At 39.2% G+C, this 15,017-nt stretch carries 10 protein-coding genes; 9 read left to right on the top strand and 1 reads right to left on the bottom strand.

Features of this window, described 5'->3' with window-relative positions:
- The first annotated feature begins 34 nt into the window (after positions 1 to 34).
- The 6 genes from LG377_RS10250 (at position 35) to recQ (ending at position 9,961) form a co-directional block, all read left to right on the top strand.
- On the top strand, positions 35 to 1,210 hold the full coding sequence (locus LG377_RS10250; protein WP_225744559.1) for an aspartate aminotransferase family protein: 1,176 nt from the start codon (positions 35 to 37) through the stop codon (positions 1,208 to 1,210).
- Positions 1,210 to 2,133 carry an ornithine carbamoyltransferase gene (gene argF, locus LG377_RS10245; RefSeq protein ID WP_225744558.1) on the top strand — a complete coding sequence of 308 codons (924 nt, stop codon included), beginning with the start codon at positions 1,210 to 1,212 and terminating at the stop codon, positions 2,131 to 2,133. Before LG377_RS10250 ends, argF begins: the two co-directional genes overlap by 1 nt.
- Entirely contained in the window at positions 2,123 to 3,511 is a 1,389-nt protein-coding gene (gene argH, locus LG377_RS10240; RefSeq protein ID WP_225744557.1) for an argininosuccinate lyase, read from the top strand. The genes argF and argH overlap by 11 nt, the downstream gene beginning before the upstream one ends.
- A 312-nt stretch (positions 3,512 to 3,823) precedes the next feature.
- Positions 3,824 to 5,629, top strand: coding sequence for an oligoendopeptidase F (gene pepF, locus LG377_RS10235; protein ID WP_225744556.1), 1,806 nt, complete (start codon positions 3,824 to 3,826; stop codon positions 5,627 to 5,629).
- 418 nt (positions 5,630 to 6,047) lie between these two features.
- Positions 6,048 to 7,688, top strand: a complete 1,641-nt coding sequence (gene abc-f / locus LG377_RS10230; protein WP_225744555.1) for a ribosomal protection-like ABC-F family protein — start codon at positions 6,048 to 6,050, stop codon at positions 7,686 to 7,688.
- Positions 7,689 to 7,813: 125 nt separating this feature from the next.
- Entirely contained in the window at positions 7,814 to 9,961 is a 2,148-nt protein-coding gene (gene recQ, locus LG377_RS10225) for a DNA helicase RecQ (RefSeq protein WP_225744554.1), read from the top strand.
- Positions 9,962 to 10,017: 56 nt separating this feature from the next.
- Here recQ and LG377_RS10220 read toward each other — a convergent pair whose 3' ends face one another.
- Positions 10,018 to 11,295: an NAD(P)/FAD-dependent oxidoreductase gene (locus tag LG377_RS10220; protein ID WP_225744553.1), complete on the bottom strand. Its 1,278-nt coding sequence runs from the start codon at positions 11,293 to 11,295 to the stop codon at positions 10,018 to 10,020.
- A 308-nt stretch (positions 11,296 to 11,603) separates the two neighbouring features.
- Here LG377_RS10220 and LG377_RS10215 point away from each other — a divergent pair, with 308 nt between their 5' ends.
- The 3 genes from LG377_RS10215 to LG377_RS10205 all read left to right on the top strand — a co-directional run bounded on the left by LG377_RS10215 (position 11,604) and on the right by LG377_RS10205 (position 15,012).
- Positions 11,604 to 13,037, top strand: coding sequence for a 6-phospho-beta-glucosidase (locus LG377_RS10215; RefSeq protein WP_225744552.1), 1,434 nt, complete (start codon positions 11,604 to 11,606; stop codon positions 13,035 to 13,037).
- 123 nt (positions 13,038 to 13,160) lie between these two features.
- Complete coding sequence (locus LG377_RS10210) at positions 13,161 to 13,550, top strand: GFA family protein (protein WP_225744551.1); 390 nt, start codon at positions 13,161 to 13,163, stop codon at positions 13,548 to 13,550.
- Positions 13,551 to 13,563: 13 nt separating this feature from the next.
- Positions 13,564 to 15,012, top strand: a complete 1,449-nt coding sequence (locus LG377_RS10205) for an amidase (RefSeq protein ID WP_225744550.1) — start codon at positions 13,564 to 13,566, stop codon at positions 15,010 to 15,012.
- Positions 15,013 to 15,017: the final 5 nt, after the last annotated feature.

The following is a 15,017-nucleotide window of genomic DNA, read 5'->3' as shown; positions in this document are numbered from 1 at the left end:
AAAACATTGAAATGAAAAGGAAGTGTGTAGACGAATGAATAGTATGACTTGGACAGATGACTATATAACACCAACTTATTCGCGCGTAAATGTCGCCTTGGAAAAAGGATACGGTTATTATGTGTACGATGAAGATGGAAAGCAGTATCTGGATTTCACTGCTGGTATTGGGGTTAACTCCTTAGGTTATCAACATAAAGAATGGGTGGCAGCAACGCAAAATCAGCTCAGCCAACTTCAACATATCTCAAACCTTTACTACACAAAACCTGGTGCGGAACTGGCTAAAAAGCTATGTGAAAAAACTGGAATGAAGCATGTTTTATTTGTGAACTCTGGAGCAGAATCAAATGAGGTAGCCATCAAAGTGGCCAGAAAATACGGGCATAAAAAAAAATCAAACAAGCATAAGATACTTACATTGAGTAATTCTTTTCATGGTCGTACCGTTACCACTTTATCGGCAACAGGACAAGATGTTTTTCATCAATACTTTGATCCATTTACGGAAGGCTTTGATTTTGTAGAGACCAATAATCTTGAAGATCTGCATGATAAATTTGATGAAACGGTTTGTGGAATCATGATTGAGCTGGTTCAAGGAGAAGGGGGCGTCATTCCTCTAGATCGAACGTTTGTTGAAGAAATTGAAACACTTTGCGAACAGAATGATTGTTTGTTGATCATTGATGAAGTACAGACAGGGATTGGTCGTACGGGTAAATTATTTTCCTATGAACACTTTGAATTAAACCCAGATATTGTCACGAGTGCAAAAGGACTTGGAAATGGCTTGCCAATTGGGGCAGCGCTACTGGGAGAAAAAGTGCAACATGTACTGGAAGCAGGAGACCATGGATCGACATTTGGAGGGAATCCCGTTGTAACGGCTGGTGCGAATGTGGTACTGGATACCTTGACGGATACCTTTTTAAATCAAATTGTAGCCAACGGCGAGTTACTTAAAGAAAAATTATGCGCTTTAGAAGAGGTTCAGTCCGTTTCTGGTTTAGGACTGATGATTGGAGTGATCTTTAAAAATATTTCAGCCAAAGAAGTGGTAGCCAAAGCTAAAGAAGAAGGCGTACTATTCCTGACAGCCAAAGAAAAACTACGCTTATTACCACCACTGATTATTGATGAACAAGCAATCGATGAAGCCGTGAATTGTTTGAAAAAGATTTTAAAAGTAGAAGCGGGGGTCAGTTAATGGAACATTTACTGAAACTATCAGATTTGACAAAAGACGAGTTGCTCATGCTTCTTGAAACAGGACATGATTTGAAAAAGAAACTCAAGGCAGGGATTGAAACGCCTTATTTAAAAGGGAAAACACTGGGTATGATTTTTCAAAAAGCCTCTACGCGTACACGTGTATCTTTTGAAGTCGGTATGAACCAGCTAGGTGGGCATCCACTATACTTAAGTGTAAATGATCTTCAAATGGGGCGCGGAGAATCGATTGAAGATACAGCTCGTGTATTGTCCCGGTATTTGGATGCAATCATGATTCGGACATTCGACCAAGAGGATGTCGAAACACTCGCAGAATTCGGGTCTATTCCAATTATTAATGGACTGACTGATTTGTATCATCCTTGTCAAATTCTAGCAGATTTAATGACGATCCAAGAGGTAAAAGGGACCCTAGAAGGCTTAAAATTCGCCTTTGTTGGAGACGGTAATAATATGGCCAATTCACTAATCGTTGGCGCTTTACTTGCCGGCGCGTCAATCGCTGTGGCTTCCCCTAGAGGGTATCAGCCCAATGAAGCTATTTTAGACAAGTACATTGACCATTCCGATTTTCTATTAACAGAAGATCCATACGAAGCTGTACAAGATGCGGATGTCGTTTTCACCGATGTATGGTCAAGTATGGGGGACGAAGCAGAAGCGGAGATTAGAAAAAAAGTATTCCAGAATATTTATCAAGTTAATCACGATCTTTTAGCTGTTGCAGATCCAGAAGTCATGGTCCAGCATTGTCTGCCAGCGCATAAAGACGAAGAAATTTCCACAGATGTCTTTGAGCAGCATGCAAAGGTTATTTTTGAAGAAGCAGAAAATCGGCTCCACGTTCAAAAAGCCGTATTGCTCCATTTAATGGGGGTGCCTGCCTATGTCAGCTGATTCCAACAAAGTATGGGAAGGTCGTTTCAGCGGTAAAAGTGCTCATGAAGTAGATGTATTCAATTCTTCTATCAGCTTTGACTATGTTTTATTTGAAGAAGATATTGCTGGAAGTATTGCCCATGCCAAGATGCTTGGACAGCAGAACATCATTTCCGATGAAGACACAGAACAAATCATCGAAGGTTTGCATGCTATATTAAATGATTTGAAAAGTGGTCAGCTAGCATTTGACGAACAAGCTGAAGATATTCATATGTTTATAGAAGCAGAGTTGACAAAACGTATCGGTGACGCCGGGAAACGACTCCACACAGGAAGAAGTCGTAACGATCAAGTGGCTTTAGATTTGAGACTATATGTGAAAAAACAGATCACTGAAATCAGAACACAGTTGATTCAGTTCGAGCAAGTGATGATTCAGCAAGCCGAACAACATATCGAAACGGTCATGCCGGGTTATACGCATCTTCAAATTGCTCAGCCGATCACCTTTGCGCATCATATTTTGGCATATGGTCAAATGATTGCCAGAGATATTCAACGACTGGATGAAGCATTAGATCATACAGATTCGATGCCTCTAGGAAATGGTGCTTTAGCTGGGACAACGTATCCACTGGACCGCCAGTTTGTTGCAGAACAGTTAGGCTTCAAAGAAGTTACGGCCAATAGTCTGGACGGGGTTTCGGATCGGGATTTTGTACTGGATACGGCTTATGCACTGAGCTTGATTATGATGCATCTTTCTCGTTTATCAGAAGAAATCATTCTCTGGTGTACGCAAGAATTTCGATTTATTGAATTGGATGACGCTTTTGCGACGGGGTCATCTATTATGCCACAGAAAAAGAATCCGGATGTCGCTGAGCTTGTTCGCGGTAAAACAGGTAGAACGTATGGAAATCTTCAAACCCTACTAACGATGATGAAGGGGATACCGCTAGCCTATAACAAGGATATGCAAGAAGATAAAGAAGCCTTATTTGATAGCATCAGTACAGTCAATATTGCCTTATCAGCCATGATTCCGATGGTAGAGACAATGACAGTTCATTCGGATCGTATGAGAACAGCTGCTTCAAAAGGCTTTATCAATGCCACAGATTGCGCTGACTATTTAACTAAAAAAGGTATCCCGTTTAGAGAAGCTTATGAAGTGATTGGTTCACTAGTCCAGACTTGCATAAAAAATGAACAGACATTAGAAGAAGTTTCACTAGAACAGTACCAAGTCTTGCATCCAGCTTTTGAAGAAGATCTATACGAAGCCATAGATTTAGATGAATGTGTCAATAAGAGAAATCTTGAAGGTGGCCCGGCGCCAGAAGCAGTCAAAGAGCAAATCAATAGATTAAAAAAACAGCTCCATATCTGAATCACTATCCGTTGTTTCTCCAAGATGAGAAGTAATGGATAGTGCTTTTCTCGTGATTAATATTATAACCGGAAGTAATAGTATGACAGTTTGTTTCTAAGTGTTTAATTTGAAAAATCTTAAATTTTCTCACACAACTATTAAAAAGAATGCTATAATAGTCTGAAATAGGGAATAGTTTAATGAGGATAGACAAATAACTTCCAATAAACGCAAAATATTGTATGGAAGTTTGTTTGAATCTACTAATGAGTTATATTATTATAACCAGAACTATTTCCATATACTTATACGATTAAAGGGGAGAACAGAATGGCTGAACAATTAAAACCACGTACAGAAATACCTGAAGAATTAACATGGGATTTATCCGCAATCTTTAAAACGCAGGAAGATTTTGAAGCAGCAGCCGAACACCTTCCAAAAGATGTTCAAGCTTTTGCAGATCAGTATGATGGAAAGTTAGACAGTGTAGAGACCTTAGTCGCAGCGATCAAAGAATACGAAAGTTTAATGGCGAAAGCCTCTCATTTAGGACAATACGGGATGTTACCAGTATCTGTAGATATTTCAGATAGTGAAGCACAACAACAATCTCGTCACGTATCCAACGTGCTTGCTAATTTCGGTGCAGGAATGAGTTTCTTCAATTCTCAAATCCAAGAAGTAGACGAATCAACGTTAAACGAAGTTGTTGAAAAAGAAGCACAATTTGGACCATTCATTAGAGAAGTCAAAGCAGCTAAAAAAGCGAAATTGGCTCCTGAAGTTGAAAAAGCTTTAGCACAATTAGACCCTGTCTTTGAAGCGCCATCAGAAATATTTGAACAAGCGCGCTCAGCTGACGCAGATTACGGGACATTTGAAGTTGATGGTGAAGAATATGAGTTAAGTTTCGTATTATATGAAGAAGTTTATATGTATCACGAGAATCCAAAAATTCGTCGTGCAGCCTATGATCAATTCAGCAAAGTTTTAGCACAATATCAAAACGTTGTCGCAACAGCTTATTATACACACCTACAAAGCGAAAAAACGCTGGCGACGATGCGTGGATATGATTCAATCTTTGATTACTTATTAGAGAGTCAAGAAGTAGACCAAGAATTGTACCACCGTCAGATTGATATGATCATGAATGACTTCGCACCGGTTATGCGCAAATTTATCACACACTTAAAAGACGTTCATGGCTTGGAAAAAATGACGTATGCAGATCTGAAAGTTGACTTGGATCCTGAGTATACAATGCCAGTTTCCATTGAAGAGTCTAAAGATCTTGTTCAAGAAGCGTTAGCTCCTCTTGGAGACGAATATGTGAACATGATTATGCGCTCTTATCCTGAACGCTGGACAGACTTTGCACAAAATATTGGTAAACGTTCAGGTGCCTTTTGCTCAACAACTTACGGAAAACATCCTTATGTCATGGTAACGTGGACTGATCAGCTGACAGATGCTTATACCCTGTTCCATGAACTGGGACACGCTGGACAAGGTGTATTATCAAATGAGAATAATCCATTAACTAGTGCACGTCCATCTCTTTACTTGATTGAAGGACCATCTACTTTTAATGAATTATTATTGACTGATTATCTGAAAAATAAAACAGATGATCCACGTATGGAGCGTTCGATTCTCTCTAAAATGATTTCACGTACGTATTTCCATAACTTTGTGACACACTTACTGGAAGCAGCTTATCAGCGAGAAGTGTACAAACTGATCGATGCCGGTAAGAGTTTCGATGCGAAAAAACTAAGTGAACTGAAATTGAGTGTTCTAGAACAATTCTGGGGGGACTCAGTTGAGCTAGAAGCAGGCGCAGAATTAACGTGGATGCGTCAAATTCACTACTACATGGGATTATATCCTTACACTTACTCTGCTGGTTTAACGATTGCAACGCAAGCCTTCCTTAAAATCAAGAGCGGAGAAGAAAAAGTAGACGGCTGGTTAGAGTTTCTTGCATTAGGTGGACAAAAAGTTCCAGCTGAAGCAACACTTGTAGCAGGCGTAGATATCACAACTGATCGTCCGTTATCGGATACAATCAAATATCTAGACGAATCAGTAGACCGTATTATTGAGTTGACTGGTGAACTAGATAAATAAGTAGATTCAAAGAAGGAACTCCACGTTCATAGCGTGGAGTTTTTTTCTCGATTGAATTTTAGATTGTTTTTAGAGACAAAAGATTATAGAATAGAAATATCTTAAACGAACGGAGGTGGAGGTTAGATGTTTCTAACTGCGAAAAAGCACGGGAAAGAAGAATTATATTTATATATATGCCGTGCTGAATTTTCTATTGTCGTTGCGTAATTGGACCAGTCTGTCCATTTTCAGCAATTGAATAGTAAAATCGCAGAAAAAACATCTTACCCCTACCATTTATATACAGATTGAAAGTAAGTGATTACTTTCTATTTTGTTGAAGAATAGTCATAGGAGAGGACTCTTTTCTATGGCTATTTTTATACGCTTTGACTTTTGTCTAATGAAGAGGGTGTAAGACAAAAGGAGCCGTAAAATGATTATATGTAATGTAAACTCAATTTCTCAACAATATGGAGGAACAACCATCTTTGAAAATGTCTCGTTAGAAATTAAACAAGGAGAAAAAATCGGTCTTGTCGGTAGAAATGGAAGCGGCAAAACAACCTTAATGAAACTACTTGCACAGGTCGAAACGCAAACTTCTGGTAACATTCATTGGAAAAAAGGGTGCTCTATTGGATATCTGGAACAAATTCCAGCTTATTCAGATGAAATGAGCGTCAGAGAAGTATTAAAAACCGTTTTTGAAGAGTTGTTGGAAAAAGAAACAGAGATGAAACAATTAGAAATGGAAATGAGTCAAACAGAAAATCAAAATCAACTTCAAAAATTGATCGATCAGTATGGGAAAGTTCAAGAAGCCTATCTTCAAGAGGGTGGATATGAGATAGAGTCACGTATCCATCAAGTTACGCAAGGATTAGCTATAAATCATTTAATAGATACGTCTTTCAATTTATTGAGCGGTGGAGAACAGACAAAAGTTGGACTAGCCATGACACTATTGATCCATCCTGACTTGTTGTTACTGGATGAACCAACCAATCATCTGGACTTTGCAGCTACAGAATGGCTTGAACAATTCGTTTCCAATTACGCTGGAACAGTCGTAATCATTTCTCATGACCGTTATTTTTTGGATGAGGCCATTCAAAAAGTCATAGACGTAGAAGATGGTGAATGTACGGTTTATCATACAAACTTCTCGAATTATGTAAAAGAAAAAGAAGAGAAAGTTGCCAGAGAGTTTCAAATATATGAAGAACAGCAGCGCAAGATAAAGAAAATGAAAGAACGAGCAAAAATTTTGAGAGAGTGGGCTAACCGAGCGGTACCGCCTAATCCAGGTTTACACAAGAAGGCACGACACATGGAAAGAATGATCGAAAGAATGGAAAAAGTGAAAAAACCTTTAATTCATAAGCAAATGAATTTGGATATCACCGCTTCAGAACGTAGTGGAAAAGATGTAGTAGTCGCTAGAGCAGTAACGAAGAGCTTTGGGGATCGACAGATCTTAAATGAATCAAGTATGCATATTCGCTTCGGAGAGAAAATTGGACTGATTGGAGAGAATGGCGCAGGTAAATCAACTTTATTGAAGCTATTACTAAAAGAAGAAACACCAGATTCAGGTCTGATCAAAATAGGAGAAAATTTAAAAGTAGGTTATCTCTCTCAGCATCTTTTCACAGATAAAAAAGATGAACGGTTGATAGATGTTTTTAGAGAATCAATCCAAATAGAGGAAGGACAATCAAGGCATCAGTTAGCTCGTTTCTTGTTTTATGGAAGTGACGTATTTAAGTCTGTGTCGAGTTTAAGTGGCGGAGAAAAAATGCGATTGAGACTGGCGCAACTGATGCATGAAGATATTAACTTTTTAATTTTAGATGAGCCAACCAATCACTTGGATATCGAATCCAGAGAGTTAGTAGAAGAGACATTAGATAAATTTCAGGGAACCGTTTTGGCGGTGTCTCATGACCGCTTTTTCTTAGATCAAACATTCAAGAAAATCTTTTGGATCGAGAATCAAAAAGTAGAAACTTTTGAAGGAGGCTATTCTTGGGCTAAAGGAAAGAAAGCGGAAAGGTTAAAGAAAATAGAATAAAAACCAGTATTAGAATTCCGAATCGCATGTAAAAAAGAAGACTAACTATGTTACAATTATAGAGCAGAAAAGGGGCACAAATAACCCCCTAATTATAGAATCGGAATTAGAGTGTTGGAGGCAATATGGAAACCATCTTTAAAACATTGAAACAGTATTATGGATATGAAGTTTTTCGTCCAGGTCAGCAGGAATTAATTAATGCGATCATGGAAGGAAGAGATGTGCTCGGCGTTATGCCGACAGGAGGCGGTAAGTCTCTCTGTTACCAGATTCCAGCCATTTGTATGGAAGGTGTGACGCTCGTCATCTCGCCGTTGATCTCGTTGATGAAAGATCAAGTCGATACCTTGCAGACCATGGGAGTGCGTGCAGCCTACATCAATAGTCAGTTATCTTATTTTGAACAGCAGGCCATTATAGATGAAGCGACTCGAGGAGAGTTGGATTTGCTGTATGTTTCTCCAGAACGATTAGGCAATGATCAGTTTCTTTACGCTGTAAGACAAATGGATGTAAACTTAGTTGCGGTAGATGAAGCGCACTGTGTCTCTCAGTGGGGGCATGATTTTAGACCAAGTTATCAGGCGATTCCGCAAATTATGAATGCCTTGAGCAATCGACCGTCTTTTGCGGCTTTCACAGCAACGGCTACAAATATCGTGCAAGAAGATATGATCCAGCAATTGAATCTGGAACATCCTTTCCAGCATATCGCAAGTTTTGATCGTCCGAATCTTTATTTCTCAGTGATCAAGCCCGATAAGAAATTGAATGAGCTAAGCCGGATTCTAGATAAGAAAGAATCAAGTATCATTTACTGTAACACTCGTAAAAATGTGGATACCGTTTATAAAAACTTGAATAAAAAAGGCTTCCCAGTAACGTATTATCATGCTGGGATTGAGCCTGAAGTAAGGGCTGCGAATCAGGATCAGTTTCTGTATGATGAAAAGCCAATTATGGTTGCGACCAATGCGTTTGGGATGGGTATTGATAAGTCGAATGTGCGTCGTGTGATTCATTACAATATGCCGCTCGATATGGAAAGTTATTATCAAGAAGCTGGGCGTGCTGGCAGGGATGGTGCATCTGCGGAAGCGATTCTGTTTTATTCAGCGCAGGATATCATTACGAATACCATGTTAATCGAACGGGGGAATTCACCCCACGCCAAGAAAAATCTGAATTCTATGATTACGTATTGTAAGACCGGTAACTGTCTTCGTAAAAGCATTTTAAAATATTTTAATCAAGAAGTAGAGTGGCAGACGTGTGATTACTGTACGAACTGTGATGAAGAAACGGTTACGACCGATATCACCGTAGAATGTCAGAAGATTCTGTCTTGTATTTACCGAATGAATCAGCTTTATGGAACGGGTTTGATTACGGATGTCTTGAGAGGGAAGAAGACGAGTCGGATTGAGCAGATGAACTTTGATGAGTTGAGTACGTATGGGATTATGTCTGATTATACGGATAGTGATATCAAAGATATGATTTCAATCATGATCAGTGAAGACTATCTGAAAGTCGGTGGAGATGGCTATCCGATACTAGAGTTCACAGGGAAAACTTCAGAATTGCTAAAAGGTCAGACAAGCCTTTCGATTCGCAAGCAATTAAAGCAAGAGCCTGCGCATAAGACTAAAGCAATGGAAAACATCGAGAACTACGATGCGCAGTTATTTGAACGCTTAAGACAATTGAGAACGACGATTGCTCAGGAAATTGGCAAGCCACCTTTTGTTGTCTTTACGGATCGAAGTTTGATCGATATGTCAGCTAAGTTTCCACAAACGGATGATGCTTTTCTTGCGACAAATGGTGTAGGGGAAGCGAAGCTTGCTGAATACGGAGAACAGTTTCTTTCGTTGATCAAAGATTATGTAGAAGAGCAAGATATTGATACAGCGCAACAAGTCGAACAAAACGTTTCAGTCAAAGAAGTCACAAAGACGGCTAAGTCATCGAGTAAAAATACAGTTGAAGAAACCTTGCGACTGTTCAATGAAGGGGGAGACGTTGCGGCGATTTCTGAACTAAGAGGGTTGTCGACCAATACCATCATCAATCACTTGTGCAAAGCGATTGAAGAACATAAGCAAATTGATTATAATCAGTTGGTTTCAAAACAGGCAGATACTGAAATTAGAGAAGCTATTGAGGCAGTAGGAGACGATTTTCTCAAGCCCATCAAAGAAGCTGTAGAAGATTCGATCACCTATGATGAGATCAAGTTTGTACTTGCTAAAATTAAAAGTGAGTAAAAAAGACAGTAGAGAGGATAGAAGGTAACTTCTATCGTTCTACTGTCTTTTTGCATTTATTGGGCAACTGCCAGAGTAGCTTTAGCCGCATGCATGCCTGCAACGCGTCCGGTAATAAAGGCACCCGTGATGTTATAGCCACCAGTGTAGCCGTTATAGTCTAGAATCTCTCCAGTAAAGTAAAGATTCTGCATCTTTTTACTTTCCAGAGTTTTCGGATTCACTTCTTTCGTATCGACACCACCACCGGTAACAAATGCTTTCTCTATAGGAAGAGAACCGTTCACTGTGAACTGGAAGTCTTTGAAAAAGGCAATGATGGAATCAATTTGAGTCGGCGTTAACTGTTTTAAAGGCATATTGTCTTCGATATTCAGTCTTTCTAATCCAAATAAGAGATAACGCTCAGGAACGAGTCCTTTAAGCGAATTTTTCACGCTTTTATCTCCGGCATCTTTGATTAGTTTAGCCATATCTTGTCTGAGCTCTCCAACAGATTGATCCGGTAATGCATCAATTTTGATGGTCGCGTGGTCCGTTTTGTCTCTCTTCATTACTTGGTGAACGAACATCGAGCAGCGAAGAACGGCAGGACCAGATATCCCAAAGTGGGTAAAGATCATATCCATACGATGTGAAATCGCCGGCTTACCTTTTTTGTTCAGTACGCTCATATCCGCGTCTCTTAAAGCTAGCCCTTGTAAAACTCTTTCTTCTATAAACGGTTCGTCTGAGGTGATGGGGACTTCAGTTGGATACAAAGGTTTCAATGTATGTCCAGCTTTTTTAGCCCATTGGTAGCCATCTCCAGTTGAGCCTGTTTTTGGCATGGCACGTCCACCGGTAGATAAGATCACACTTTTTGAAAAGAGTGTACGTCCATCTTTTAGTAGAACACCTTGCGCTTTTCCATCTTCATATAGGACCGTTTCTACAGGGGCATTCAAGAAGACTTCGATTTTTTGTTCATCCATGATTCGTTTCAAAGCATCAACGATCGTTCTGGATTTATCAGTGGTTGGAAACATTCTTCCATGATCTTCTTCTTTTAAAGCAATACCATTTGATCGGAAAAATTTCATAATATCATAATTGTCATATTGGTAGAACGCGCTATATAAAAAGCGGCCGTTTCCAGGGATATGGGTGATGATTTCTTCTTTGTCACGGTTATTTGTCACGTTACAGCGACCATTTCCCGTTACTAAGAGTTTTCTACCCAGTAATTTGTTTTTTTCAACGACAGCGACTTTGGCACCAGCTTCTGCAGCTGAGATGGCAGCCATCATACCGCTTGTTCCGCCTCCAACGACGAGTACATCGTAGTGAGCCATGTAATTTCCTCCTACTTGTTCATTAAGCTATCCGTAACTGTATCATAATTAACCGCGTTAAACCAGATAATCAGCGATTTGTTAGCAGGTATTTAATGAAAATATGTCAAAAAGTCAATAATTAAATCTTTTTAGAATAGATATCCAGAATCAACAAAGTAAAAAGTTAAATGCTTTTTTAAAGCTCTTTTCAAAAATGCTTTACAAATTTTACAATAAAGCGCTTGTATGTAATGGATTACACCATTTACAATAAAGATAGAATTAATTGATAGCGAATACAATAGACTCAAGGAGGAAAATCAATAATGGGATTTAGAGAAGACTTTTTATGGGGCGGCGCTACGGCAGCCAATCAACTTGAAGGTGGATACGATCAAGACGGACGTGGACTAGCAAACGTAGATGTTGTGCCTGTCGGAGAAGACCGTGGACCGATTATCACTGGACAAGTAAAACATTTTGATTTCGATGATGAACATTTCTATCCAGCAAAAGGTGCAATCGATCACTACAATCGTTATAAAGAAGATATCGCCCTGTTTGGAGAAATGGGCTTCAAAACCTATCGTCTTTCAATCGCATGGACTCGTATTTTCCCGAACGGTGACGAAACAGAACCCAATGAAGCAGGTTTAAAATTCTATGAAGATTTATTTAAAGAGTGTCACAAATACGGAATCGAGCCATTAGTAACGATCACTCACTTTGACTGCCCGATGCACTTAATCAAAGAGTATGGTGGCTGGCGTAACCGTAAGATGGTTGGCTTCTACGAAAACCTTTGCCGTGCGATTTTCTCACGCTACAAAGGTCTTGTAAAATACTGGTTAACATTCAATGAAATCAACATGATCCTACACGCACCATTCATGGGAGCTGGACTAGCCTTTGAAGAAGGCGAAAACCAGAAACAAGTGAAATATCAAGCAGCTCACCACGAGTTAGTGGCTAGTGCTTTAGCAACTAAAATAGCGCACGAAGTAGACCCTAACAACCAAGTAGGTTGTATGCTTGCTGCCGGTAAATACTATCCAAATACACCGAATCCAGAAGACGTATTTGCAGCGCAACAAGAAGATCACGAAAACTACTTCTTTATTGACGTACAGTCTCGTGGACAATATCCTGCGTATGCGATTAAAGAACTTGAACGTGAAGGCATCGAGATTCCATTTGAAGAAGGCGATAAAGAACTATTGATGGAAAACACAGTAGACTTTATTTCATTCTCATACTACTCTTCTCGTGTAGCTTCTGGAGATCCTAAAGTAAATGAGAAAACAGCTGGAAATATTTTTGCTTCAATCAAAAACCCATACTTGGAAGCAAGTGAATGGGGATGGCAAATCGATCCACTTGGACTTCGCATTACAATGAACGATATTTATGATCGTTATCAAAAACCATTATTCATTGTAGAAAATGGATTAGGTGCTGTTGATGAGCCAGACGAAAATGGATATGTTGAAGATGATTACCGTATTTCTTACATGGCTGAACACATCAAAGCGATGAAAGATGCTGTTGAATTAGATGGTATTGATTTGATGGGGTACACTTCTTGGGGCTGTATCGACCTTGTAAGCGCCGGAACCGGAGAAATGAAAAAACGTTATGGTTTCATATACGTTGACCGTGATAACGATGGCAACGGAACGTTGAAACGTACGAAGAAAAAATCATTTGACTGGTATAAAAAAGTCATTGCTTCTAATGGTGAAGACGTTAGTAACGGATAATTGTTTTTAGAATAAAATAAAGAGCTTATCAATTCATCTTGAGTTGATAGGCTCTTTTCTTATTGTATCGACAAGCGCTTTTAGCTAAACTAAGATTAAAGAACAATTAGGGGTGTGATAGAAATGGAACAAGTTAAAGGAACTTGTCTATGTGGGGAGACGGTCATGACCGTTACAGAACTTGGAAATCATGTAACGGCTTGTCACTGTAAAATGTGTAGAAAACAAAATGCTTCTGCGGCATTTTTCACTGAAGAAGTAGCGGGAGAAAACCTGACATTTAACCAAGAAGAAACAATCAGTGTTTATCCTTCTTCAGAATGGGCTGAGCGAGGTTTCTGTAATCGATGCGGAACATTTTTGTTTTATCGTTATCGTAAAGAGAAACAGGCCTATTTGAATATCGAACTCTTTGATGAACTAGTAAAAGAAGTACATTTTGGAGAAGAGATTTTTTATGGAAATAAACCAGATTACTATGAATTTGCGAATACTACAGAAAAACAGATTTAATGGAGGATAAAAGATGAGTGAACAGACAAATTGGATTGAAGAAAAAACAATTAAAACTTTACAAAAAGCATTGGAATCAGGAGAACTCACTTCTAGAAAATTAGTTTTGACTTATCTGAAACGCATATCAGAACTTGATTCTGCAGAACCAAATTTAAATAGTATTATTGAAGTGAACCCAGATGCCTTGTACTTAGCGGACAAATTGGATACAGAAAGAAAAGAAGGAAAAGTTAGAGGGCCTTTACACGGCTTACCTGTAGTGATCAAAGATAATATTGATACGCATGACAATATGCATACTTCGGCGGGTTCTTTACTCTTAAAAGATCATGTTGCAAAAGAAGATGCGTTTATCGTTAAGCAACTAAGAAAAGCGGGCGCTATCCTATTAGGAAAAGCGAATCTGACAGAATGGGCTAATTTTATCGCAGAAGATATGCCAACTGGATACAGTTCTCGCGGTGGACAAACATTAAATCCTTACGGTAAAGACTTTATGGTCGGAGGATCAAGTGCTGGTACTGGAGCCGCTATTGCTTCAAGTTTAGCGGTAGTCGGAATCGGTACAGAGACTTCGGGATCCATTCTAAGTCCAGCAAGTCAGAACTCACTTGTAGGCGTTAAGCCAACTGTTGGATTAATCAGTCGCAGTGGCATTATTCCAATTTCTCACACGCAAGATACTGCTGGACCAATGACACGAACAGTTGAAGATGCAGCGGTTTTGCTTTCGGTCATACAAGGGAAAGATGAAAACGATCCAGTGACATGTACTGGTCCATCAACAGAAATAGACTATACAAATCATCTTAAAAAAGATGGTCTAAAAGGAAAACGAATCGGAATTGCGCGCAAACCTTATTTTGACTATGTAGAAAAAGATAAGCAACAATTGATGGATCAAGCGATAGAGCAATTAAAGGCACAAGGCGCTGAAATTATTGAAAACATTGAAGTTCCTTCCGCTAATGAAAACTGGGATATCAATGTAATGCTATATGAGTTCAAACCCGCACTAGAAGCTTACTTGAAGACAGTAGATTCAAGCCTTGGCTTAAAAACGTTGAACGACTTGATTAATGGTAACCGGAATCTAGGAAGTAAAGATTTGAAATATGGACAAGCCCTATTCTATCAGGCTGCTGCAACAAGTGGACAGCTAACGGAGTCAGCGTATTTAGATAGTTTGATTTTTGACCAAGAACAGTCAAGAGAAAAAGGTATCGATGCCGCTCTTGAAAAGGATCAATTGGACGCATTTGTCACACCAAATAATGCAGGTGCAATGATACCGGCTAAAGCTGGCTATCCATCTATTACAGTTCCGGCTGGATACACAACGGATGGTGAACCTGTTGGTATAACATTCACAGCAAGTGCTTATGCTGAGCCAACTCTATTTGAATGTGCTTATGGCTATGAACAAGCGACAAATTGCCGAAAAGCACCTCAGTTTTAGAAAAC

Origin of the sequence: Marinilactibacillus sp. Marseille-P9653, from assembly GCF_916618885.1 — a bacterium.
Taxonomy (GTDB): Bacteria; Bacillota; Bacilli; order Lactobacillales; family Carnobacteriaceae_A; genus Marinilactibacillus.
The sequence above is the reverse complement of the archived record's forward strand: the minus strand, read 5'-3'. Positions and strand labels throughout refer to the sequence as shown.

Bases quoted from the DNA above. Each gene is read 5' to 3' on its own strand.
- LG377_RS10210 (WP_225744551.1), top strand. From the start codon at position 13,161: ATGGAACAAGTTAAAGGAACTTGTCTATGTGGGGAGACGGTCATGACC.
- LG377_RS10215 (WP_225744552.1), top strand. From the start codon at position 11,604: ATGGGATTTAGAGAAGACTTTTTATGGGGCGGCGCTACGGCAGCCAAT.
- LG377_RS10250 (WP_225744559.1), top strand. From the start codon at position 35: ATGAATAGTATGACTTGGACAGATGACTATATAACACCAACTTATTCG.
- LG377_RS10220 (WP_225744553.1), bottom strand. From the start codon at position 11,295: ATGGCTCACTACGATGTACTCGTCGTTGGAGGCGGAACAAGCGGTATG.
- argH (WP_225744557.1), top strand. From the start codon at position 2,123: ATGTCAGCTGATTCCAACAAAGTATGGGAAGGTCGTTTCAGCGGTAAA.
- argF (WP_225744558.1), top strand. From the start codon at position 1,210: ATGGAACATTTACTGAAACTATCAGATTTGACAAAAGACGAGTTGCTC.
- abc-f (WP_225744555.1), top strand. From the start codon at position 6,048: ATGATTATATGTAATGTAAACTCAATTTCTCAACAATATGGAGGAACA.
- recQ (WP_225744554.1), top strand. From the start codon at position 7,814: ATGGAAACCATCTTTAAAACATTGAAACAGTATTATGGATATGAAGTT.
- LG377_RS10205 (WP_225744550.1), top strand. From the start codon at position 13,564: ATGAGTGAACAGACAAATTGGATTGAAGAAAAAACAATTAAAACTTTA.
- pepF (WP_225744556.1), top strand. From the start codon at position 3,824: ATGGCTGAACAATTAAAACCACGTACAGAAATACCTGAAGAATTAACA.